The 20,535-nt window shown below is 65.4% G+C and carries 20 protein-coding genes and 1 pseudogene; 13 read left to right on the forward strand and 8 right to left on the reverse strand.

Annotated features, from left to right (window positions below):
- Nucleotides 1-45: 45 nt before the first annotated feature.
- The gene (locus ABGA94_RS21550; RefSeq protein WP_375368068.1) at nucleotides 46-1,116 is read right to left on the reverse strand and encodes a hypothetical protein; all 1,071 of its coding nucleotides are present in this window, start codon (nucleotides 1,114-1,116) and stop codon (nucleotides 46-48) included.
- A 102-nt stretch (nucleotides 1,117-1,218) separates the two neighbouring features.
- Between ABGA94_RS21550 and ABGA94_RS21555 the strand changes: the two genes are divergently transcribed.
- A complete protein-coding gene (locus ABGA94_RS21555) occupies nucleotides 1,219-2,793 on the forward strand; it encodes a CocE/NonD family hydrolase (protein WP_197598984.1) in 1,575 nt (524 codons plus the stop codon).
- 143 nt (nucleotides 2,794-2,936) lie between these two features.
- Here the strand turns inward: ABGA94_RS21555 and ABGA94_RS21560 are convergent, their stop codons facing one another.
- Together ABGA94_RS21560 and ABGA94_RS21565 are read right to left on the reverse strand one after the other, a co-directional pair.
- On the reverse strand, nucleotides 2,937-4,781 hold the full coding sequence (locus tag ABGA94_RS21560) for a hypothetical protein (protein ID WP_111128102.1): 1,845 nt from the start codon (nucleotides 4,779-4,781) through the stop codon (nucleotides 2,937-2,939).
- A 49-nt stretch (nucleotides 4,782-4,830) separates the two neighbouring features.
- Nucleotides 4,831-5,787 (reverse strand): NUDIX hydrolase, encoded by a 957-nt coding sequence (locus ABGA94_RS21565; RefSeq protein WP_205529641.1) that lies wholly within the window; start codon nucleotides 5,785-5,787, stop codon nucleotides 4,831-4,833.
- Between the two features lie 237 nt (nucleotides 5,788-6,024).
- Between ABGA94_RS21565 and ABGA94_RS21570 the strand changes: the two are divergent.
- From ABGA94_RS21570 to ABGA94_RS21585, 4 genes and pseudogenes are all read left to right on the forward strand, one after another.
- Nucleotides 6,025-6,156: pseudogene (locus tag ABGA94_RS21570) on the forward strand (PHB depolymerase esterase); the annotation flags it as partial.
- A 165-nt stretch (nucleotides 6,157-6,321) separates the two neighbouring features.
- Entirely contained in the window at nucleotides 6,322-6,930 is a 609-nt protein-coding gene (locus ABGA94_RS21575) for a hypothetical protein (protein ID WP_138951294.1), read from the forward strand.
- 173 nt (nucleotides 6,931-7,103) lie between these two features.
- Nucleotides 7,104-7,907, forward strand: a complete 804-nt coding sequence (locus tag ABGA94_RS21580) for a trypsin-like serine protease (RefSeq protein WP_375368072.1) — start codon at nucleotides 7,104-7,106, stop codon at nucleotides 7,905-7,907.
- Nucleotides 7,908-7,985: 78 nt separating this feature from the next.
- Nucleotides 7,986-8,621, forward strand: a complete 636-nt coding sequence (locus tag ABGA94_RS21585) for a hypothetical protein (protein ID WP_069138485.1) — start codon at nucleotides 7,986-7,988, stop codon at nucleotides 8,619-8,621.
- Here ABGA94_RS21585 and ABGA94_RS21590 read toward each other — a convergent pair.
- The 3 genes from ABGA94_RS21590 to msuE are packed head-to-tail and all read right to left on the reverse strand — an operon-like array spanning nucleotide 8,578 to nucleotide 11,279.
- Nucleotides 8,578-9,612, reverse strand: a complete 1,035-nt coding sequence (locus ABGA94_RS21590) for a methionine synthase (RefSeq protein WP_065177783.1) — start codon at nucleotides 9,610-9,612, stop codon at nucleotides 8,578-8,580. The two genes, ABGA94_RS21585 and ABGA94_RS21590, sit on opposite strands and share 44 nt — an antisense overlap.
- A gap of 39 nt (nucleotides 9,613-9,651) precedes the next feature.
- A complete protein-coding gene (locus tag ABGA94_RS21595) occupies nucleotides 9,652-10,629 on the reverse strand; it encodes a DUF1852 domain-containing protein (RefSeq protein ID WP_375368069.1) in 978 nt (325 codons plus the stop codon).
- 56 nt (nucleotides 10,630-10,685) lie between these two features.
- Entirely contained in the window at nucleotides 10,686-11,279 is a 594-nt protein-coding gene (msuE, locus tag ABGA94_RS21600; protein ID WP_069138487.1) for an FMN reductase, read from the reverse strand.
- A gap of 75 nt (nucleotides 11,280-11,354) precedes the next feature.
- Between msuE and ABGA94_RS21605 the strand changes: the two genes are divergently transcribed.
- Both ABGA94_RS21605 and ABGA94_RS21610 read left to right on the forward strand, forming a co-directional pair.
- Nucleotides 11,355-12,269 (forward strand): LysR family transcriptional regulator, encoded by a 915-nt coding sequence (locus tag ABGA94_RS21605; protein ID WP_005416621.1) that lies wholly within the window; start codon nucleotides 11,355-11,357, stop codon nucleotides 12,267-12,269.
- Nucleotides 12,269-13,141, forward strand: coding sequence for a methylenetetrahydrofolate reductase (locus ABGA94_RS21610; protein ID WP_134955795.1), 873 nt, complete (start codon nucleotides 12,269-12,271; stop codon nucleotides 13,139-13,141). Before ABGA94_RS21605 ends, ABGA94_RS21610 begins: the two co-directional genes overlap by 1 nt.
- Nucleotides 13,142-13,147: 6 nt before the next feature.
- Here ABGA94_RS21610 and ABGA94_RS21615 read toward each other — a convergent pair whose 3' ends face one another.
- The gene (locus tag ABGA94_RS21615; protein ID WP_375368070.1) at nucleotides 13,148-14,299 is read right to left on the reverse strand and encodes a serine hydrolase domain-containing protein; all 1,152 of its coding nucleotides are present in this window, start codon (nucleotides 14,297-14,299) and stop codon (nucleotides 13,148-13,150) included.
- 223 nt (nucleotides 14,300-14,522) lie between these two features.
- Between ABGA94_RS21615 and ABGA94_RS21620 the strand changes: the two genes are divergently transcribed.
- Together ABGA94_RS21620 and ABGA94_RS21625 are read left to right on the forward strand one after the other, a co-directional pair.
- The gene (locus ABGA94_RS21620) at nucleotides 14,523-15,056 is read left to right on the forward strand and encodes a DUF6622 family protein (protein ID WP_375368071.1); all 534 of its coding nucleotides are present in this window, start codon (nucleotides 14,523-14,525) and stop codon (nucleotides 15,054-15,056) included.
- Between the two features lie 108 nt (nucleotides 15,057-15,164).
- Entirely contained in the window at nucleotides 15,165-15,545 is a 381-nt protein-coding gene (locus ABGA94_RS21625; RefSeq protein WP_095377566.1) for a hypothetical protein, read from the forward strand.
- 61 nt (nucleotides 15,546-15,606) lie between these two features.
- Here the strand turns inward: ABGA94_RS21625 and ABGA94_RS21630 are convergent, their stop codons facing one another.
- Entirely contained in the window at nucleotides 15,607-16,509 is a 903-nt protein-coding gene (locus ABGA94_RS21630) for a LysR family transcriptional regulator (protein ID WP_010485668.1), read from the reverse strand.
- A gap of 109 nt (nucleotides 16,510-16,618) precedes the next feature.
- On the opposite strand from ABGA94_RS21630, the gene ABGA94_RS21635 reads away from it, so the two are divergent.
- From ABGA94_RS21635 to ABGA94_RS21650, 4 genes are all read left to right on the forward strand, one after another.
- Nucleotides 16,619-17,740: a 4-oxalomesaconate tautomerase gene (locus ABGA94_RS21635; RefSeq protein WP_095377567.1), complete on the forward strand. Its 1,122-nt coding sequence runs from the start codon at nucleotides 16,619-16,621 to the stop codon at nucleotides 17,738-17,740.
- 75 nt (nucleotides 17,741-17,815) lie between these two features.
- On the forward strand, nucleotides 17,816-18,874 hold the full coding sequence (locus ABGA94_RS21640; RefSeq protein WP_329846849.1) for an ABC transporter substrate-binding protein: 1,059 nt from the start codon (nucleotides 17,816-17,818) through the stop codon (nucleotides 18,872-18,874).
- A gap of 14 nt (nucleotides 18,875-18,888) precedes the next feature.
- Complete coding sequence (locus ABGA94_RS21645) at nucleotides 18,889-19,722, forward strand: ABC transporter ATP-binding protein (protein ID WP_053496569.1); 834 nt, start codon at nucleotides 18,889-18,891, stop codon at nucleotides 19,720-19,722.
- Entirely contained in the window at nucleotides 19,706-20,482 is a 777-nt protein-coding gene (locus ABGA94_RS21650) for an ABC transporter permease (protein ID WP_005409726.1), read from the forward strand. Before ABGA94_RS21645 ends, ABGA94_RS21650 begins: the two co-directional genes overlap by 17 nt.
- The last annotated feature ends 53 nt before the right edge of the window (nucleotides 20,483-20,535 follow it).

A 20,535-nucleotide genomic window follows, 5' to 3' on the forward strand; every position in this document is an offset into this window, starting at 1 on the left:
CTGGCAGGCCTGCCAGCTGCGCGCCTGGGCCTGCGGCGGCGGGCGCTACAGGAATGCTTCCTGTTCTTCGTCCGGCGCCAGGCATGCGGCCTTGCTTTGCTCGGTCGAGCTCGCAATGGCCGCCTCGTCGAAACCGCTGCGGCTCAACCACAAACGATTCCAGCGGACCAGTGCGTCGCTGTCGCGTGCCAGGCAGGCATAGCGGACGATCGATTCCAGGTTGTCGATGGTCGGGTACTGCTGAGCGATTTCGTCCAGTCCCTGGCGCATCAGCGGCCAATCGGGCTTCGCCGCGCGGAAGTGATCGGGCGAATACTCGGTGGCCGACCAGTACAGCCGTGCGTAGCGCATGGCCCGCTTCTTCTTTGGTGCGCTGGCCATCGAGTGCCGCGCGAAGGCTTCCATCTTCTGCGCGCTGCCGCCCCAGGCCGGCGTGAAGTACTCCATGGCAATGAGGTGCAGTGGTTCGTAGTCGGGGAAGGCCTTCGCTGCGCGATCAACGAGCGCCAGCATTTCGTCGTCATCCGCGCTTTCGCGCAGCGCGATCAGCACGTTCATCTCGTGCCAGAACGGGTCGCCGCCGGCAACATCCTCATGCGATTGCAGGTAGGCCCGCGAAACCGCGTTGTACTCATGGAACTGTGCCCAGTCGTCGGCGTTGACGGTGTTGGCGTATCCGTTGCCGCGGTAGCTCCAGGCCAGGTTGAGTGGAATCCGTGCGGTGATCAGGTGGGCCGCCGCAGACTTCGGCGCGTACTGAACCCAGCGCGCCGCCCATGCAGACCAGTCGTTCCAGGCTTGAACCTCCTGCCGCGACGTGCCGATTGCACGCGACATGCAGATGTAGAAACGGCCGAGCCGGGATTGGCCGGCGGCGTTGAGCTCGCCCTTGCGGAAACGCGCGGCCATCGCGTCGAGTGCCGCAAAGTCGTCGTTGGCCATCAGCCGCGCAATCTCCGCGCAGTCGTTGGCGGGTTCGGGGGCATCTTCTGCCAACACTGAAGGGGCGAACAGGCAGGCAACGCTGGAGAGCGTGCCTGCGACGAGCATCCTGTGCATCGGGGGCGTCCTTGCTTTGATGGGAGACTGCGGAGGGCCCGCAGTGCCTCGAAGCATAGCAAGGCGCGCTTTGCGGCATGTTGCGTCGCAAGGTGCCAGCCACCATTCGCACTGGTACGGTCCGATCCGTTGCACCACCACCGACGGGGAGAGACAACGATGCGCAAGGTTCTGCTGCTGTTGATCCTGCTGACCGGGCTGGCGCCCACGGCCCTGGCGGCCACGGTCAAGACCACCCATCGCACCATCTCCAGCTGGGATGGCACGCCCCTCGGGGCCTTCGTCATCGAACCCCAGGAGGCCGGCAGTGGCCGCTATCCGCTGCTGGTGATGCCCAGCAGCTGGGCAGTGCCCAGCGTGGAGTACGTGGGCGTGGCACAGTCGCTGGCGCAGCGCGGCTATGTGGTCATCAGCTACAGCTCGCGCGGCTTCTGGGAGTCGGGCGGCAGCATCGACATCGCCGGGCCGGCCACGGTTGAGGACGTCAGTGCACTGATTGACTGGGCGCTGGACAACACCCGTGCCGACCCCTCACGAATCGGTGTATCGGGCATCTCCTATGGGGCCGGCACCAGCCTGCTGGCGGCGGCACGCGACCCGCGCATCAAGGCCGTTGCCGCGTTGAGCGGCTGGGCCGACCTGCAGGCGTCGCTCTACAGCCATGACACGCCCAGCGCGCAAGGTATTGCCCTGCTGGTGGCAGCCGGCCTGGCCACTGGCCGCCCCGGGGCGGAGCTGGCCACCATCAACGGCAATGTGCTGGTCGGCAACTACCAGGGGGCGGTGGACTCGCTGCTGCCGGTGGCGGCACAGCGCAGCCCGGCCAGCAGCCTTGATGAGATCAATGCCAACCAACCCGCGGTATTCCTCGCCAACGCCTTCAACGACAGCCTGTTCCCGCCGGGCCAGCTGGTCGACTTCTTCACCCGCCTGAAGGGACCCAAGCAGTTGCAGCTGCGCCATGGCGACCACGCCCTCAACGAAGCCTTCGGTGCGCTCGGCATTCCCAATGAGGTCTATGCCACGGTGGGCGACTGGTTCGACCACTACCTCAAGGGCGTCGCCAATGGCATCGATCGCCAGCCGGCGGTGCAGTTGAAGTCGCAGAAGGGCAGCTGGAGCCGTTATCCGGACTGGCAGGCCACCTCTACCGGTGCCGTAAGCTACGGGCTGACCGCGCCGACCGGGCTTCTGCTGCCCACCGGAGGGCTGGCCGAGAGCGGTGGCGGCACCGGTTGGAACTACCGGATCGGCAGCGGCCTGCTGACTGCCGCCAACTCCGGCGTGGTGATGGCGTCCGGCGCGCTGCAGATGTTCAACCTGCCGCCCGGTGCCTATGTACCATTCGTTGGCCGCAACGCCGCAGGCGTCTGGCAGGGCCCGATCTACTGGAGTGCACGCCGCCTGGATGGCGCACCGGAAGTGCGGTTGACGGTGACGCCCACGCGCGCCAGCACCACGCTGTATGCCTACCTGTATGCCGAGGATATGCTGGGCAACGGCCAGCTGATCAGCCACAAGCCGTACACCCTGCGCGGTGCCACGCCCGGCCAGCCGAGAACCATCGATCTTCGCCTGGAAGCCAGCAGCTGGAACCTTCCGACCGGCAGCCGGCTGACCCTGGTGGTCGATACCGTGGACCTGCGCTATGCGGGCATCAGCCAGCTGGGGGGTGCGGTGACCTTCAGCTCTCCGGCCAACGCGCCTTCGGTGCTGAAGGTGCCGCTGCATTGATTCAAAGCCACACGGCCTTCGCTCGACGCCATGCCGGGCGAAGGCGTTTCCCGGTGGATCAGTTGCTCCGCACCCGTGCTGCGGCGGAGTTTGCGCGATTGATGCGATCCAGGTGCAGGGCAGAGTGGCGCGGCTCACTCCCCCTACGGCAGCAACACTCGGATCATCTCGTGCTGCCTGGATAGGTTCGCCCGTTGCACGAAGCCCTGGATGATCGAGGCCGCCACCTTGCGCTGGTTGTCCATGTCCAGCAACGGTGCGATGGCCTGCCCGGAACCATGGGGGCTGTCGTGGAATGGGCAATCGATCGGACCTGCAGTGGTCAACGTCAGGATTGCCTTGGCCACGCGCGCCGACGGCGAATGCGGCGCATCGAAGATCACCAGCGTCCGCTCGTAACTGATACCCGTCGCACGTAAGGTCGAGTGCAGGGAATCCTCGATGGTCATGTGCGCGCCGAGATCCTGGGCAAGCGCAAGGAAGCAGTTGGCCGCCGTCGCCTTGCGCAGCGTTGCAGGGTCGGTGCGGATGATCATCGCGCAGTCGACGCCGGAGATCGGCACCTGGGTGACATCCAGGTACGGGTTCTGTGCCAGTGTCCCGATCAAGGCGAGATCGTCGCTGCAGCCGCACGAAGCGGCAGGTGCACCCAGGCGTTGCAGCAGCGCTGCGACCCGTTGCACGCCCCATTGCCGCCCGTGCGCCAGACGCTGCGCGTGGGTGCCCGACAGCGCGCCGTGATCGAATCCCGAGGCTGACGCCTGCATGCGCGCCTTGACCATACGCATGCAGGCATCGACCTGCTGCATGCAGTCCCTGTCATCGGCGAACACCGGCGCCGCCGAGATGCCATCGATCACCCGGCCGAACGTCGCCAGGTCGCCCTGCTGGTCGCGGTACCAGTCGTGGATGCGCTGCACGTTGCGGCGACGTTTCTGCAGTTTGTCCGCGCCTGGCCAGCCGGGATAAGCAGCGATCTCGCACAGCATGGTCAGGCCTTCCCACAGGTGGTACTCCATGCTGGGCAGGGGCAGCCGCCAGCGCTCTTCAGAACCGGCATCCTCGGCAATCACCAGGTGGTTGCGGATGATGTCCGACCACACTGTCACGGCCTCCACGGTATCGCGGCGCGGCGTGGTGACATCGATCAGTTCCATCAGGATCGGCCGCGGCGTCACCGGGTCATCGCCGGCAGGCGCCTTCGGATCCTTCACCCATCGCGCGTGCCAGGTATAGCCCATGCGATACAGCACGAACGGTTTGATGCCGTCGTTGAGGATGATGCCGGGTGGCGGCGGAGGGACAGGCGGCGGCTGGACGGGCTGCGGCAACGGTGGCTGCGGAGGGGGCAGCACGGACGGGCTTGTTACCGGCGCGGACGTGCCGATGCCCTTCAATGGCTCGCTGGTGAACAGATGCAGGCCCGCGCGGTCACGTTCGTACACCTTCCGGAACGTCTGCGGGTTGTCACATGTCACCAGGCACTGCTGGCCGGGCGGCACATGGATGTCCACCGATGCAAGATCCACCACCTGGCCGGCCAGCGGATTCTGGTTGGGTGGGAAGACGCTGATCTCCAGCGCGATGTTGAGGCCGGCACCCTGCATCACGTCGATCACGATGTCTTCAACACCGCCGTGCAGGGCGTCCTGTGCCGGGATCGGGATCCAGGGGTTGATCACCACCTGCGTGTCCCAGTCGGACCTGCCGAAATCGAACAGCGTCGGCGGCGGGTCTGCCGGGCGTTCAAGCAGTGCGTCCAGCGCATTGCCGCCCTTTACGTAGAAGAACATCAACGGCTCACCGGGTTTCAGGCTGTAATCCCGCCGTACCTTGCTGGACAGGCTGCGCAGCTGGTCCTTGATGTCGGCCAGGGCCTTCACCACGACCGAGCGGACGTCGGGATACACCTGCGCGTTGTTGATCTGCGCGGTGAGCTGCTTGCTGATGTGGCGCCGGGCCTCGCGTTCGGGCGTGCTCTCTTTCATGGTGGGCCTCGCTGGGGTGCAGGGGCGGGCAGGGGGGCGAAGGGCCCTCTCAGCTGGAAGACAGTGATGCGGCCATCGCGGCGTACCAGTCAATCGACTGGCTGTAGGGCCTGGACATCTGCTGCAGCATGGTGGCGAAATCCTGCGTGCTGGGTGGCGTGACCGCCGCGCGTGCGCCCAGGTAGTTGCCAAGATCGGCGGCCGCCACCAGCTGTGCATGATCGATTTCCCAATCGGTCACCTCACTGGCGGTCGGGCGCATCATACTGGGCCTTGCCCGCACGTTGGCGCAGACTGCATCAGCGATGTTCTGCAGATCCCGGGCAACCGTCCTGAAGCGGACCAATGCATAGTGTCGATCAGGCTTGAGCAGATCCCGCGGGAAGTTGACGGTGTCGAGGGAGATGCCGGTTTCCTCCATGAACTCCCGGCGGGCAGCATCTTCCTCGGTCTCGTTGTCATGCCTGCGGCCGCCAGGGAGCGTCCATTGCCCAGCCTGGTTGACGACAACCATGGGAACCTGCGCCGCCCATGCGCGGGTGTCCCGGGCCAGGTTCTGTGCCGTCAGCAGCGCGGGCCCCCATGAATCCGGCGAGAACACCGGCAACGTGTTTGCCAGGTTCCTGATGCGCTCTGGCAGCGTGGATTGACGGAACAATCTGCGGGTGAGGTGGGTGACAGCAGATCCAACCTGGTCCGGATTCGGCGGTGACGCCTGCATCGCCTGGACGGCATTGCTGAGATTCACCAGGATGCTCTGGCCTTGGGTCGTCTCTGCGTAGCCGGCGGATGTGGCAGCGACCTGGGCACTCTGGAGCAACGCAAGCGCAGGCTGCCAGTCCTCGTCCCGCGGCAATGCGGGTGATGCGGCAACTGTCAGGGCAGCGTCCAGTGCTTCTGCAGTCAGCACCATCACCGAATTGGACGCCCACCAGTTGTTGATGACCCGCTTGCGGGTGATCAGGTAATGGGTTCCGTTCCAGAGCGCAGCATAGACCTGGGGCATGATTCAGTCCTCCATCAAGCGCGGGGCGGGCGCGGTGGATCCACTGTAGGAGCGGGAGGCGAGGGAGAATCGGCGGTAGCGATGATGTATGCGGTGGAACCGACGGAGCAGGAGGGCAGGGGGCGTTGATTTCCCCGCATTGGTGCCAAGCCCGTGGCCGCCCGGGCGTCAACGACTCCCGGCGCCTGCCTCCGGGTCATGCAGTCCACGCAGCTTCTTCCTGCCACGGACAGGTGCGCCTACACGGTCGATACCTATGCCTACGGTGGCAGGACGCTGGTGCAGCACTATGTGGTGCAGGGGATGGGGCATGCATGGAGCGGCAGTCAGTCGGGCCTGCCGTTCACCGATCCCAAGGGGCCGGATGCAGGCGCAGGTCAGTTGCGCAGAACCATGCACGCCACCGCCCCACGAACCGCCTCGCAGGGCGGTCGGAGGGCTCAAGAAGTACTGCCGATGGTCGCTAATGCGCAGTGGTGGGCATGGTGCCCGCTCGATTGGGCACTTCTCGCCCACATATAAGGATGTAGTTCTGTGAGAGTTATTGTTGTTCTGGCGCTGGCGTTGTCCATCAGTGGGTGCGGGATGCTTCCGAAGAAGGAAACGCCCGAGCAGGCGGTGGCGGCATCCCGCTTCTATCCCGGGAAATCGATCGACCAGGTCAGGGCTGCTTCAATCGAGGTCTTGAACCTGCTGGCGCCCGGAAAGATGGAATTCGATGCTGGCGCGCCCGGTATCGCGGCGAAGCGCACCTATGGGTATGTCGAACGCCGCATGGGCTACCAGGGCACCATGACGACGTTCTACAACGTCAACATGACGGCGGTCAGCTGGTACACCGTTGCGCTTTCTGAAGAGGCCGGTGGTACGCGGGCCCGGTTTGCGCTGCAGACGCGTGCCGACGATCAGGCTTCGTACTGGGCCAACCCTGCTGTCCCGGCCATTCACAGCAGCTTCCGTCACGATCTTCCGCTGGACGGACGCCAGGGCACGGCCGATCTGAAGCTGTTCCATGATCGCGTCGAGCATGTGCTGGGGCTGCGTCCGAACTGGGTGTCATGCGGCGAAGTGAAGGAGCCAGGCAAGGTTCTTGAGCTCTGCGATCGCAGCGGCATCAGCGACGTCGGTCCGATCCGATCCTGACCGCTCCCGGGCCGCTCCTGTGTTGATGCGCAGGGCGGCTCGTGCAGCATCGTGGGTTTCATGGCCCGATTCTGCCGCTTCATCGACCCGTGCCAGGGTCTGGTCGTACGACATCCCCATGCTGGATCTGTTCGGCTAGGCTGGTCTGATCGAAGACGAGGATGAAGGTCATCATGAACCGCTGGATTCTCCTGGCATTGGCCACGCTCCCGTTCGCTGCCGGTGCCGTGGTCATCCGCGATGATGTTGACGATGCCAGGTACCAGATCGACGCATCGGTGTTCCCGGCACTGGCGGACATGCCAGGCGAGGGGCACGGCGTCCTGATCGCACCGCGCTGGGTGCTGACCGCAGCGCATGCCGCACCGATGGAGGGGATGGGCGCCACCATTACCCTCTATGGGAAGGGCTACGGCGTCGAGCGTGTCTTCCTGCATCCCGGCTACCGCAGGATGCCCGAGGCGCTGGGCGAGGAAGCCATGGCAACGGGGAGTGCGTCGAAAATCCACGCGTTTCTGGCGGCGTCCGATGACATTGCATTGATCAAACTTGCCGCACCGGTGAGCGATATTCCGCCGGTCGCACTCTACCGTGGCGCCGATGAGGTCACGCAGGTCGCCGCCCTGATAGGGAAGGGCGCCACTGGCAACGGTGCGACTGGACTGGTACCCGGCGGGTCACATCGTACGACCCTGCGTCGGGCCTGCAACGCGATCACCGGCGGCAACGCGCGTTATCTCTGGTACCGTTTCGATCCGCCTCCGCAGGGCCTTCCCCTTGAAGGCGTGCTCGGCAACGGCGATAGCGGTGGCCCGCTGGTGATCAGGAAAGATGGGACCTGGCAGCTGGTGGGCCTCGGTTCCTGGATCACCGCCGTTCCCGAGCATGCGCTGGAGGCGGGTTTCTACGGGCAGGTGGTCTACAACGTGCGCGTGTCCCGCTACATCGATTGGATCGAAAGCATCATCGATGCGTGACGCGAAACTTCAGTTCTTGTTCCCCTGGCGCGACGGCGCGGAGCAGGCGTAGCGGAAGGAAGCGCGCCTTAACGATTCATGGTCAAGAACAAGCACACGGCGCGGATCTCAGCCGGTGCGACGGGCGCTCGTATCCTTCCCGGCATGAGTTCTCCCTTCGATCTTCCAGAGTTCATGACGGTCACCCGGCCCTCCGGCTGGGTGCAGAGCGGCGAGCGTTGGGACCTGTGGTGGAACGGGCGTTCCGTGGCCAACATCGTGCCGCATGCCGTGCTCGGGTTCCGGGTGTACCTGGACGCACGCAAGATGTCCCAGACCAAGGTGGTGGCCGCCACGAATGTGCGGCAGGCCAGGCGCTACGCCGAGCGCTGGTGTGCCGCGCGGCTCTGCCCACAGCTGCGGCTGCGCGAGGCGGTGGCACGCCTGGTGGACGTGGCGCCGGAAACAAGCGCTGCGCCGTCGCCCGCACTTTCGCGGGAACAACGGCAGCAGGCCCGCCGCCTGGCTGAGGCCGGGGCGGGTGAGGTGGTACGGATCAAACAGGCACTGGCGCCGCGACAGCCCGCGATGAAGACCCGGCCGGAGCTGCAGGGGCGAGGTGGAGCCTGGTCGATACCCGGGCAGGCTCCGTCAAGCCGGCATTCGAACGGCAATGCCTCCCCGGCCAGGCTTATGCCGAGAGTTCCTCGCGCACGATCCTCGCCCCCGCGCTGAGCGCGCGCAGCTTGCCCCTGGCCACATCGCGCGCCAGCGGCGCCATGCCGCAGTTGGTGCTCGGGTAGAGCTTGTCGGCGTCCACGAACTGCAGCGCCTTGCGCAGGGTGCTGGCTACTTCATCGGCGGTCTCCACCGTGCTGGAGGCCACGTCGATGGCACCCACCATCACTTTCTTGCCGCGCACCAGCTCGATCAGGTCGATCGGCACGTGGGAGTTGTGGCATTCCAGCGAGATGATGTCGAGGTTGGAGGCCTTCAGCTTCGGGAACGACTCCTCGTACTGGCGCCATTCCGACCCCAGGGTCTGCTTCCAGTCGGTGTTGGCCTTGATGCCGTAGCCGTAGCAGATGTGTACCGCCGTCTCGCACTTCAGCCCTTCGATCGCGCGCTCCAGTGCGGCTACGCCCCAATCATTCACTTCGTCGAAGAACACATTGAAGGCCGGCTCATCGAACTGGATGATGTCGACGCCGGCGGCCTCCAGCTCCTTCGCTTCCTCGTTGAGTATCTTCGCGAACTCCCAGGCCAGCTTTTCGCGGCTCTTGTAGTGCGCGTCGTACAGCGTGTCGATCATCGTCATCGGGCCGGGCAGCGCCCACTTGATCGGCTGCGTGGTCTGGCGGCGCAGGAACTTCGCATCCTCGACGAATACCGGCCTGGGGCGGCTCACGGCGCCAACCACGGTCGGCACGCTGGCATCGTAGCGGTTGCGGATGCGCACGGTTTCGCGCTTCTCGAAGTCGACGCCGCTGAGATGCTCGATGAAGGTGGTGACGAAGTGCTGGCGGGTCTGCTCGCCGTCACTGACGATATCAATGCCGGCATGCTGCTGTTCCTGCAGGGACAGGCGCAGGGCGTCCTGCTTGCCCTCGATCAGGCCTTCGTCCTGCAGCTTCCAGGGTGACCAGAGCTTCTCGGGCTCTGCCAGCCAGGAGGGTTTGGGCAGGCTGCCTGCGGTGGAGGTGGGGAGCAGCGTCTTCGTCGGCATCGTGTGGTGTGTCCTGGGGGCGAATGGGAAATCGATGAATCAGCGGGCGGCCCACTGCTCAAGCACGGCGCGGTACGGCTTGATGAAGTGTTCTTCGGTGAACCTGCCCTGCTTGACCGCCAGCTGGCTGCGCTCTTCGCGGTCGTAGACGATGCGGGTGGACGAATAGTCCTGGTGCTTCAGGCTGGGCTGGTAGACCTTGCCGGCCACGGAGTTGGCGTTGTAGATCTCCGGGCGGTAGATCTTCTGGAAGGCCTCCATCGTGCTGATGGTGCCGATCAGCTCCAGGTTCGAGTAATCGCCCAGCAGGTCGCCCTGGAAGTAGAACGCCAGCGGTGCGACGCTGCCCGGTGGCATGAAGTAGCGCACCTGCAGGCCCATCTTGTCGAAATACTGGTCAGTGGGGGAGGACTCGCCCTGGCGGTATTCCACGCCCAGGATTGGATGGTGGTTCTCGGTGCGGTGGTAGGTCTTGCTGCTGGAAACGCTGATGCAGATCACCGGTCCCTTGCTGAAGTTGGCGCGGTAGGCGTCAGACTCCAGGAAGTGCTTGAACAGCTTGCCATGCAGGTCGCCAAAGCCCTCCGGAAGGCCGAAGGTGTCCTTGCCTTCGTTGCTGGCCGGAAGCACCACGCTGAAGTCGTAGTCACGGACATAGGACGAGAAGTTGTTGCCGACGATGCCTTCGGTGCGTGCGCCGGTGTGCGTGTCGACAATGGTCGGGCGCAGCACTTCTATCAAGGGAAAGGGGTCGCTGCCCGCGTTGCCATCGATGTGCATCTCCACCGAGATGATGTCCAGCTCGACCGCGTAGCGATTGGCGCTTGGGTTGTCCCAATGCGCCAGATCATTGAAGCGGTTGTTGATCATGCTGATCGTGTTGCGCAGGTTCTCCTGCCGGGATGCGCCGCGCGCCAGGTTGGCGAAGTTGGTGGTGATGCGCGTGCCTTCGGCCGGCTGGTAGTCCTCGTTGAAGGGGATGCGCGTGATGCTGAAGGTGAAGGCGTCGTTCGTCATGGGCGGCGTTCCGTTTGCGGGGTGACATCCAGAGGCAGGTCGGCGGCATCTGGCATTCAAAGGGCTTCGATGGCCTCAGCGGCGGCGAGTGGCGCGCGGCGATGGGACAGCGCAAGCAGCGGCATTGCGCGCTGCACCGCCAGTCGTGCGCGCTGGATCAGCGCTTCGTTGTGTACGCGCCCCTCGGCGAAATCGCGGTCGGTGGCATACACGCCCAGGGGCAGGGTGCGGGCCTGGAAGAAGCTGAACAGCGGCCGCAGCTGGTGATCGATCACCAATGCATGGCGGTCACTGCCGCCGGTCGCGGCCAGCAGGATGGGGGTATCGACCAGCGCGTCCTGGTCGATGAAGTCGAAGAAGTGCTTGAACAGCCCTGTGTAGGAGCCGCGATAGACCGGCGTGCTCACCACGAGGACATCGGCCCGTTCGACGGCCACCAGCTGGCGCTCGACAACCTCCGGGAGCTGCGAACGCCACAGCGCACCGGCCAGCTGCGGCGCCAGTTCGCCGAGTTCGATCAGCTGCTGTTCGCTGCGCATGTTCTCGCCGATCAGGCCCAGCAGGTGCTCGGCGAGGGTGGCGGCCCGGGAGGGGCGCTGCAGTCCACCGGAAACGGCGACGATACGGAGGGGGCGTTGGGATGAAGGCATGACCCGATCCTAGTCATGCCTTTCCATGACGTATAATGGTATTACTTCACTTATCCATGAGTGAGATTCATCTTAATGTTGGAGCGGATCCACCTCAGCATCGTGCAGCAGGTCGAGCAGCAGGGCTCGCTCACCGCTGCTGCCGGCGTGCTCAACCTGACCCAGTCGGCGCTCAGCCACAGCATGAAGAAGCTGGAGCAGCAGCTGGGTACCGATGTCTGGCTGCGCGAAGGCCGCAGCCTGCGGCTGACCCAGGCCGGGCAATATCTGCTGGCAGTCGCCAACCGGGTGCTGCCGCAGCTGGACCTGGCCGAGGAGCGCCTGCGCCAGTTTGCCCAGGGCGAGCGCGGCGCGCTGCGCATCGGCATGGAATGCCACCCCTGTTACCAGTGGCTGCTGAAGATCGTCTCGCCGTACCTGGCCGCGTGGCCGGACGTGGATGTGGACGTCAAGCAGAAGTTCCAGTTCGGCGGCATCGGCGCGCTGTTCGGCTACGAGATCGACCTGCTGGTCACGCCCGATCCACTGCTGAAGCCGGGCCTGAAGTTCATCCCTGTGTTCGACTACGAGCAGGTGCTGGTGGTGGCCAGCAACCACGCCCTGGCCAAGGTGGACCACGTAAAGCCGCGCCAGCTCAGCCAGGAAGTGCTGATCAGCTACCCGGTGCCGTTCGAGCGCCTGGACATCTACAACCAGTTCCTGCTGCCGGCCGGCATCACCCCGCGGCGCCACAAGGCCATTGAAACCACCGACATCATGATGCAGATGGTGGCCAGCGGCCGCGGCGTGGCTGCCATGCCGCGCTGGCTGGTGGAGGAGTACGCCACGCGCATGGACGTGGTGCCCGTACGGCTGGGCGCCAAGGGCATCCCCAAGCAGATCTACCTGGGCGCGCGCGAGGCCGATACCGGTATCGACTACCTGCAGGCCTTCATCGAACTGGCCCGCAACAGCTCGCCGCTTGCCGGCAATGTGGGCGGAGCACGTTGATGCCGGCAGGCCTGTCACTGCGGGCGGACGCCTTCATCAGCGCTTTTTCACTGGAAGTCAGCGCGAAGGCCATGCCCGCGCTGTGCGCCGAGGCGGATCGGATCCCGCGCGGTACGGTCATCTCCATTCCCTACCTGGCCAGCGAGGATGACGACACCCGCCTGGCCGCCGCGCACACGGTGCGCGCGCTCGGATTCGAACCGATGCCGCATCTCTCTGCGCGGCGCGTCGGGTCACGCGCAGCGCTTGAACGCTTCCTGCAGCGTGCCGCCGGCGAAGCCGGGGTCGCGCGTTGCCTGCTGATCGCGGGCGACCTGGCCACGCCCGCCGGACCGTTTGCCGACAGTGCTTCGATCATTCAGACCGGTGTTCTGGAGCAATCCGGCATCAAGGTCGTTGCTATCGGCGGGCACCCGGAAGGGCATCCGGCAATGCGCAGTGAAGAACGCTGGCAGGCGCTGGAGGGTAAATGCCAGGCCATCGAAGCACGTGGCATGGCCCCCTTGGTCGTCACCCAGTTCGCCTTCGATGCCGATACCGTGCTGGCCTGGCTGGATGCACTGCGCACGCGTGGCATCGCGGTTCCGGTGCTGGTCGGTGTGCCGGGTCCGGCCAGCATCACCCGGCTGCTGCGATACGCCGCGATGTGCGGCGTAGGTGCCAGTGCATCGATGCTGGCCCGGTATGGCATCTCGATCGGCCGGCTGCTGGGAACGGCGGGGCCGGAGGTGTTCGTCGATCGACTGGTGAACGGGCTGACGGACGCCCATGGCCCGGTCAGCCCGCATTTCTTCCCGTTCGGTGGTGTTGCGCCGTCGCTGGAGTGGATGGCGCAGTACCGGCGGCGCATTTCAATCAGCCAGAGCGGATGATCCGCATCACTGCAGGAATCGCGTTGTCCGGGCGCCGGCATGTTCCAGCGCGGGCGCAGGCCTGGAAAGCCTCCCATTGCAGTGACGCATGCCCAGGTCGAGGCGCTCTGCAATACCCTGCGGGTTGATGTCTCCGGCGCGATTGATCAGCACGACGAGTGTTCTTCGATCGGCGGGACGGTGCCGGAGATACCCGGTGAAGCCTGCGGTTCCGCCGCCATGGCCGACGACCTTTCCGCCATCGGAAACTTCCCAGCCGGCCCCCCAGCCCGCGTTGCTGCCATTGGAGAGCAGTGTGTCGCACCACATCCGTTTCAGGGACGCCTCGGGCAGCAGTCGATGCTGGTCCAGCGCCACAGCAAAGCGCGCCATGTCGTCGATGCTCGCGAGCAGGCCGCCGGCGGCCCATGCCGAGCCCGGAGCAGTGGGAGGCGGTGCGCGCCAGCGGCCATCCTGGAACAGATGCCCTTGGGCAATCCGGCGCCGCTCCCCTGCACGACGCGGCCCCGCATCACGCATGCCCAGCGGCGACAGGATCTCCTCCTGGAGGATGCGCCAGTAATCCATGCCGGTCGCATGCTCGATGGCCAGGCCGAGCAGGATGTAGTTCGTATTGGAGTAGGCGTGCCGCGCACCGGGCGCAAACTCCAGCGGCCGCTCGGCCACCTCTGCAAGCAGTTCACGGGGGCCTGGATTCGTCGGCATCAACCGCAGGAAGTTGTCTTCATTCAGATAGTTGGGAATGCCTGAGGTATGGCTCAGCAGCTGCAGCAGCGAAGTGGATGCCCAAGCGGAAGGCAACCCCTCCACGTACAGGCCGATGGGCGCGGTGACGTCGAGCAGCTGCCGCTGCTGGAGCCGGAATATCAGCAGGGCCGTGAACAGCTTGGTGATCGACCCCAGTTCGAACACGGTATGGCGATCAATCGGTGCAGTCCGGCTGTCACTGAGCCGCCCGGTCGTGGACAGCGCGGCAATGCGCCCGTGATCGACCAGAACCGCCGCCATGCCAGGCTGCCGTTCGGCCTGCAGCAATGCGGTCAGCGAACGGCATCCCGCTAACGTCGCCCGGCTCGCCAGCGCCGATGATGCGGACAGGCCGCAGCCGGTGGCCAGCAGCGCCGCACACAGACGGCGTCGGACAGGGTCGTGGTACATGCGCGTGGCTCGCAGCGGCGTCGTGGTAATGGTAGCGCGGGCCGAAAGCGGGCCGGCGCAGGACGTACCGGGCGTATCTACCCAACAGCTGCCGGAGGCCGGGCAGCACGCCAGCGGGTCATCCCCGATGGCTGACAGCTGTCACTGGTTGCAACCCGGGCGGAAGCGAATAGTGAGCGCCAAGGCGAGGGAACCTCGCCACCACTCACCAAGGGAACCGCTCATGAGCATGCTCCAGCAACTCGCCTCGCAGACGCCGATCTCGGTCTGGCCGCTCCTGGCCTTCCTGGTCACCCGTGGCATCGCCGCCATGAAGCCGGCCGAGACCTCGCTGCAGAAGCTGGCGATCGTACCCGCCTTGTTCGCCGTCTGGGGTGCGTGGTCGGTCAGTCATCGCTTCGGCGCGTCGCTGAGCGCCTGGAGCGAATGGCTGGCCGGCATCGCCACGGGCGCGACGCTTGCCTGGCTGCTGCTGAGTCGATTGAAGCTGACGCTGGACCGCAGCACCGGCAAGCTCTGGCGCAGCGCGGATTTCAGCCTGCTGCCGCTGCTGCTGATCACCTTCCTGGTGAAGTACGGGTTCGAAGTCGCATTTGCGGTGTCGCCGTCGCCGTCGCTGTCCGCCCATGCCGGCTTCAGTGCCGCCTACCTGCTGCTGACGGGCGGGTTCACTGGCATCTTCGTGGGCAAATACTGCCGGTACCTGGGCTCGCTGCGGATGGATGCGGCGGGCAAGGGGCTGGAAACCGCAGGCTGATTGTCCGAGGCGTGCCGGCCGCTGGCCCGCGTCCCCAGGCAGGGTTGTGCGGCGCTGGCGCAGGCGTCACGATGCCCGCCACTGGCCACCACCGGAAACGCTGACGTCATGAAGACCACATCCTGGTTCTGGATCAACGTGGTCAGTCACTTCAGCATTGTCGCCGCCCTGGCCTGGCTGCCCGCACGGTGGACGGGGCAACTTGTGGAGGCGCTGGCCGGGACGCAGCCGGCTATCGGTGATACCCGGTATTTGGCCTTCATCGGCGCCATGTTCGGCTTCTGCGTAACCGCGCTGATCCTGATGGGGGCGCTGACAGTCACTGGCGAACTGCTGGGTTTCTCCAGGCCCTATGCGCGGCGGCCGGAGTCCCGAAACGAAGCGCAGGTCGTCCACCGGAAGGTGTTGCTGGTTGCATTCGCCACGCTCTCGTGGGTGGCCGTGGGATCGCTCGCGGGTATTGCGTCGATCTTCGTGGCTTCGTCATGAAGGGCGGCCCTGCCAGCGTCTGGCGCGCCGGAACGCATAGGCGCGTGAACCGCGCAGTTGCTCACGCCTCCCCGCGCCACTGGCTCATCAGCATCTGCAGGAATCGCTCCGCCGTGGGCGAGAGCAGGGCGCCCCGGCGTCGGACGATCCCGATCGTGCGCGATACCACAGGATTGCCGATCGCGCGTGTCACCAGGGTGGGGTGATCCCCGTCCGGCGTGGCCATCTTCGGCAGCACCGACACGCCGATGCCCGCCTCGACCATGCCCAGTGACGTCGACAGGTGCGTCACTTCATAGTGCCAGCTCAACTTGAGGTTCTCGCGCGCCAGCGCACCATCCAGCAGCGTGCGGTTACCGCTGGTGCGATGCACGGTGATCAGCTGGTGCTCGGCCAGGTCGGCCCATTCCACCTTGCGCTTGCGTGCCAGAGGATGATCGCGGCGGCATGCCAGCACGAATGGATCTTCAGCGAGCACGTCGAAATCGAGATTCGGATCGTTGGCGCCCATGAAGTTGATGCCGAACTCGACTTCGCCACGTTCCACTGCCTGCAGACCCTCCGTCGCCGGGATATCCAGGATGCGGAAGCGCACGTTCGGGTGCGCTTCGTGGAAACGCGCCATCACGCTGGGCAGGAAGTAGAACGCCGCCGTCGGCAGGCACGCGATGGTCACGGTGGCGCCGCGGGTGTCCTCCCGGCCGCGCAGTGAGAACAGCGAGCCATCGAATTCCTCCAGCATGCGGCGTACCAGCGGCAGCAGGTTCTCGCCGACAGCGGTGGTACTGACGCTGCGCGTGGTGCGCTCCAGCAGTGGCGAACCCACGGCCTGCTCCAGCTTCTGGATCCGCCGGCTGAGTGCTGGCTGGGAGACGTGCAGGATTTCCGCGGCGCGATGGAAGCTGCGGGTCTCCGAGACCAGCAGGAACGCACGCAGATCCAGGATTTCGCAATTGATGCTCATTGGGTATCAATCATCCGAAAATCAGCAATTCACAGATCAATTGGGGTCATGCCAGTATCGAATCACAGAGGGGTCATTCATCCCCTATACGCATCAATCTAGCACACGTATGTCCAACGATCTGCTCAGCATTCCCTGCGTGCTCATGCGCGGCGGTACCTCCAAGGGCCCGTTCTTCCTGGCCAGCGACCTTCCGATGGACATCGCTGAACGCGATCGCCTGCTGCTGGAAGTGATGGGCTCGGGCCATCCGTTGCAGATCGACGGCATCGGCGGTGGCAACGCGCTGACCAGCAAGGTGGCGATCATCGACCGCTCCAGCCGTCCGGACGCCGATGTCGACTACCTGTTCGCCCAGGTACGGGTAGAGCAGCAGGTGGTGGATACCTCGCCGAACTGCGGCAACATGCTGGCGGCCGTAGGCCCGTATGCCATCGAACGTGGGCTGGTGCAGGCGCAGGATCCGCAGACCGAGGTGCGCATCCACAACGTCAACACCGGCAAGCTGATCATCGCCACGGTGGAAACGCCGGGCGGCAATGTGGTCTACCGCGGTGATACGCGCATTGCCGGCGCGCCGGGCTCGGCCTCGCCGGTCAGGCTCTCCTTCCTTGATGCGGCAGGTGCCCGCACCGGCAAGCTGCTGCCCAGCGGGCACGCGCAGGAGACCATCGATGGCGTGCCGGTCAGCCTGGTGGACTGCGCGATGCCGATGATGCTGGTACGTGCCGAAGACCTGGGCGTGCGCGGCGATGCCCCGCCCGCCGAACTGAACGCGGACGCGGTATTCATGCGCCGGCTGGAAGCGCTGCGCATCGAGGCAGGCGCCCGCATGGGCATCGCCGACGCCGGCAACAAGGTCATTCCGAAGCCGGTGCTGCTGTCGGCGCCGCAACATGGGGGCGATCTGCAGGTGCGCTATTTCATGCCGCATCAATGCCACACCGCGCTGGCCATTACCGGCGCGGTTGGCCTGGCCACCGCCGCCGTTACGCCGGGCACGCTGGCCCACACTTTGGTCGGATGCCTGTCCGTTCCCGGCAGCATTACCCTCGAACATCCGGGCGGGGCCCTGGAGGTGGGCCTCAGTCGCAGCTCGCAGGATGCGCCGGTCGTTGCCAGCGTCGTGCGCACCGCACGCCGCCTGTTCGAGGGCCGCGTGTTTGCCACCACGCCAGCACTTGCCGTGGCCGGTTCCACCCAAGCCCGCCAATGGACGTCAGCGGCATGATCTGAACCCGGACGGGCCGGCGCAGGTGCGCATGCCCGCCATTACAACGTAGATGCTTCACTCCTGGGAGGGATGATGTACAAGCAGTTCTTGATGGCCGCGCTGTGCGCGGCTGGTCTGGCCGCGGCCGGATGCAGCAACAGCGGGCGCACCGAAGGCGCATCCGCCGGCGGTGGTGACAATGCACCGGTACGCATCAGCGTCGGCTCCTACAACCTCAACAACCTGCCGTTCTTCATCGCCGACGCCAAGGGGTACTTCAAGGACGTCGGCCTGCAGGTGAAGACCGAGAACTTCGCCCAGGGCGGCTCCAAGGTATTGCAGGCGCTGGTGGCCAATTCCACCGACGTGGCCGTCGGCTTCTACGACCACACCATCCAGATGCAGGCCAAGGGCAAGGACGTGGTGGCCTTCGTGCTGCTCTCGCGCAACTCCGGCCTGGTGATGGCCGGCCGCGAGGATGCCACCTTCGATCCGGCCCGCCCGGAGACCATCAAGGGCCAGAAGGTCGGCATTACCGCACCGGGCTCATCGTCGGATTTCTTCGTCCGTCACTTCCTCGCCCAGCACGATATTCCGGCTGACAGCATCTCGTTGATCGGCGTCGGCTCGGGCGCCGCAGCGGTAGCCGCGCTGGAGCAGGGCAAGATCGACCTGCTGGTCAACTACGACCCGGCCGCCACCCTGATCACCGAGCGCAAGGTCGGGAAGATCCTCCTCGACGCGCGCAGCGATGACGGCGCCCGCCAGGTCTATGGCGGCCTGTACCCGACCTCGGTGATGTACGCCAACCAGAGCTTCCTGGACAAGCGCCCCGAAGCGGCCGAGAAGATTGCCCGCGCCGAGCAGATGGCGTTGAAGTTCATCGCCGACAACAGTGCTGAAGACATCGTTGCGGCGCTGCCGGACAGCTACGTTTCTGGCGACCGCGCCACCTATGCGCGCGCGGTGGAGAACGCCCGCGCGATCTTCACCCGCGACGGTCATTTCACGCCGGCTGATCTGGAAACGCCGTTGAAGGTGCTGCGCGAGTTCAATACGGACGTGGCCAAGGCCAACATCGATCTGTCCCGCACCTACACCAATGCTTTCGTCGAGCGTGCCAACGCTGCGGCGCCGGCTGCCCAACCGTAAGCGGAGGTAACCCCATGGCCCTCAATGCCACCGTGCGCCACCTCAATGGCGCACCGCAGCTGGAGCCTGCACAGACCATGGTCGCGCTCAACAAGGTGACCATGTCCTTCGGCGAATTCACCGCCGTTCGTGATGTCGACATCCAGGTAGGTGATGGCGAGTTCCTTGCCATCGTTGGGCCAACCGGCTGCGGCAAGAGCACCATCCTCAATTCCGTGGCGGGCCTGCTGAAGCCGTCGTCCGGCCAGGTCAGCATCGACGGCCGTGCGGTCAGCGGGGTCCAGGAGTCGGTGGGCTACCTGTTCCAGCAGGACGCGCTGCTGCCGTGGAAGACCGCATACCAGAACGTTGAGCTCGGCCTGCGTTTCCGTGGCGTGCCCGAAGCCGAACGCAAGGCCAAGGCCAACGCGTGGCTGGCCAAGGTCGGCCTGGCCGGTTTCGAGCATCGCTACCCCCACCAGCTGTCCGGTGGCCAGCGCAAGCGCGTGCAGATGGCGCAGGCGTTGATCGTCGAGCCGAAGGTGATCCTGATGGATGAGCCGTTCTCGGCGCTGGACATCCACACCCGGCACCTGATGCAGAACGAGCTGCTGCGCCTGTGGCAGGAGGACCGGCGCTCGGTGATCCTGATCACCCACGATCTGGAAGAAGCGATCGCCCTGGGCGACCGCGTAGTGGTGCTGTCCTCCGGCCCGGCCAGCCGTGTCGTGCGCAGTTTCGACGTGGATCTGGAACGGCCGCGGAACGTGGCCGAAATCAAGCTGGATGACCGTTTCACCGACCTGTACCGCGACATATGGGCCTGCCTGCGCGGCGAAGTGGAGAAGAGCTATGCACGCCAAGACTGACAAGTTCATCCAACTGGCCCTGGTTGTGGCCGTGTTCGGCGGCTGGGAGGGCGGCATCGCGCTGGGCGTGATCGATCCGTTCTTCTTCCCATCGCCAACGGCGATCGTGCAGCAGGCCTGGACCTGGCTGTCCGATACCTCGTTCTACCAGCACGTCTACATCACGCTGACCGAAACCGCGCTGGGTTACATCATCGGCACCGGCCTCGGCGTGGCCGGCGGTGTCTGGCTGGGCCTGAGCCGCCGCTCGGCGCGCATCCTCGATCCCTTCATCAAGGGCTTCAACGCAATTCCGCGCGTGGTGCTGGCCCCGATTTTCGTGTTGTGGCTGGGGCTGGGCCTGTGGTCGAAGGTGGCGCTGGCGGTCACCCTGGTGTTCTTCACCACGTTCTTCAATGCCATGCAGGGCGTACGCGAGGTGAATCCGGTGGTGCTGGCCAATGCCCGCATCCTGGGCGCAAGCCGCAGCGACCTGCTACGCCATGTCTACTTCCCGGCAGCAGCCAGCTGGATCCTGTCCTCGCTGCGCACCTCGGTGGGCTTCGCCGTGGTCGGCGCGATCATCGGTGAGTACCTCGGCGCCTCGGCGGGCCTGGGTTACCTGATTGCGCAGGCAGAAGGCAACTTCAACGCCGTCGGTGTGTTTGCCGGCATCATCATCCTTGCCGCCTTCGTGCTGGTCATCGACGCGCTGCTGGACGTGGTCGAGAACAAGCTGATCACCTGGCGTCCCAACGCCCAGGCCCAGGCCACCAGCTGACCGGGCCGGGCTGAGCCCGCCTGCCGCGCCGCCGGGCCGATCCGGCGGCGCGC

Source organism: Stenotrophomonas sp. 3diitr2024, from assembly GCF_042136455.1.
GTDB classification, from domain to species: domain Bacteria; phylum Pseudomonadota; class Gammaproteobacteria; order Xanthomonadales; family Xanthomonadaceae; genus Stenotrophomonas; species Stenotrophomonas sepilia.

Coding starts and splice junctions, on each gene's coding strand:
- ABGA94_RS21550 (WP_375368068.1), bottom strand. CDS start 1,116: ATGCTTCGAGGCACTGCGGGCCCTCCGCAGTCTCCCATCAAAGCAAGG.
- ABGA94_RS21555 (WP_197598984.1), top strand. CDS start 1,219: ATGCGCAAGGTTCTGCTGCTGTTGATCCTGCTGACCGGGCTGGCGCCC.
- ABGA94_RS21560 (WP_111128102.1), bottom strand. CDS start 4,781: ATGAAAGAGAGCACGCCCGAACGCGAGGCCCGGCGCCACATCAGCAAG.
- ABGA94_RS21565 (WP_205529641.1), bottom strand. CDS start 5,787: ATGCCCCAGGTCTATGCTGCGCTCTGGAACGGAACCCATTACCTGATC.
- ABGA94_RS21580 (WP_375368072.1), top strand. CDS start 7,104: ATGAACCGCTGGATTCTCCTGGCATTGGCCACGCTCCCGTTCGCTGCC.
- ABGA94_RS21585 (WP_069138485.1), top strand. CDS start 7,986: ATGGTCAAGAACAAGCACACGGCGCGGATCTCAGCCGGTGCGACGGGC.
- ABGA94_RS21590 (WP_065177783.1), bottom strand. CDS start 9,612: ATGCCGACGAAGACGCTGCTCCCCACCTCCACCGCAGGCAGCCTGCCC.
- ABGA94_RS21595 (WP_375368069.1), bottom strand. CDS start 10,629: ATGACGAACGACGCCTTCACCTTCAGCATCACGCGCATCCCCTTCAAC.
- msuE (WP_069138487.1), bottom strand. CDS start 11,279: ATGCCTTCATCCCAACGCCCCCTCCGTATCGTCGCCGTTTCCGGTGGA.
- ABGA94_RS21605 (WP_005416621.1), top strand. CDS start 11,355: ATGTTGGAGCGGATCCACCTCAGCATCGTGCAGCAGGTCGAGCAGCAG.
- ABGA94_RS21610 (WP_134955795.1), top strand. CDS start 12,269: ATGCCGGCAGGCCTGTCACTGCGGGCGGACGCCTTCATCAGCGCTTTT.
- ABGA94_RS21615 (WP_375368070.1), bottom strand. CDS start 14,299: ATGTACCACGACCCTGTCCGACGCCGTCTGTGTGCGGCGCTGCTGGCC.
- ABGA94_RS21620 (WP_375368071.1), top strand. CDS start 14,523: ATGAGCATGCTCCAGCAACTCGCCTCGCAGACGCCGATCTCGGTCTGG.
- ABGA94_RS21625 (WP_095377566.1), top strand. CDS start 15,165: ATGAAGACCACATCCTGGTTCTGGATCAACGTGGTCAGTCACTTCAGC.
- ABGA94_RS21630 (WP_010485668.1), bottom strand. CDS start 16,509: ATGAGCATCAATTGCGAAATCCTGGATCTGCGTGCGTTCCTGCTGGTC.
- ABGA94_RS21635 (WP_095377567.1), top strand. CDS start 16,619: ATGTCCAACGATCTGCTCAGCATTCCCTGCGTGCTCATGCGCGGCGGT.
- ABGA94_RS21640 (WP_329846849.1), top strand. CDS start 17,816: ATGTACAAGCAGTTCTTGATGGCCGCGCTGTGCGCGGCTGGTCTGGCC.
- ABGA94_RS21645 (WP_053496569.1), top strand. CDS start 18,889: ATGGCCCTCAATGCCACCGTGCGCCACCTCAATGGCGCACCGCAGCTG.
- ABGA94_RS21650 (WP_005409726.1), top strand. CDS start 19,706: ATGCACGCCAAGACTGACAAGTTCATCCAACTGGCCCTGGTTGTGGCC.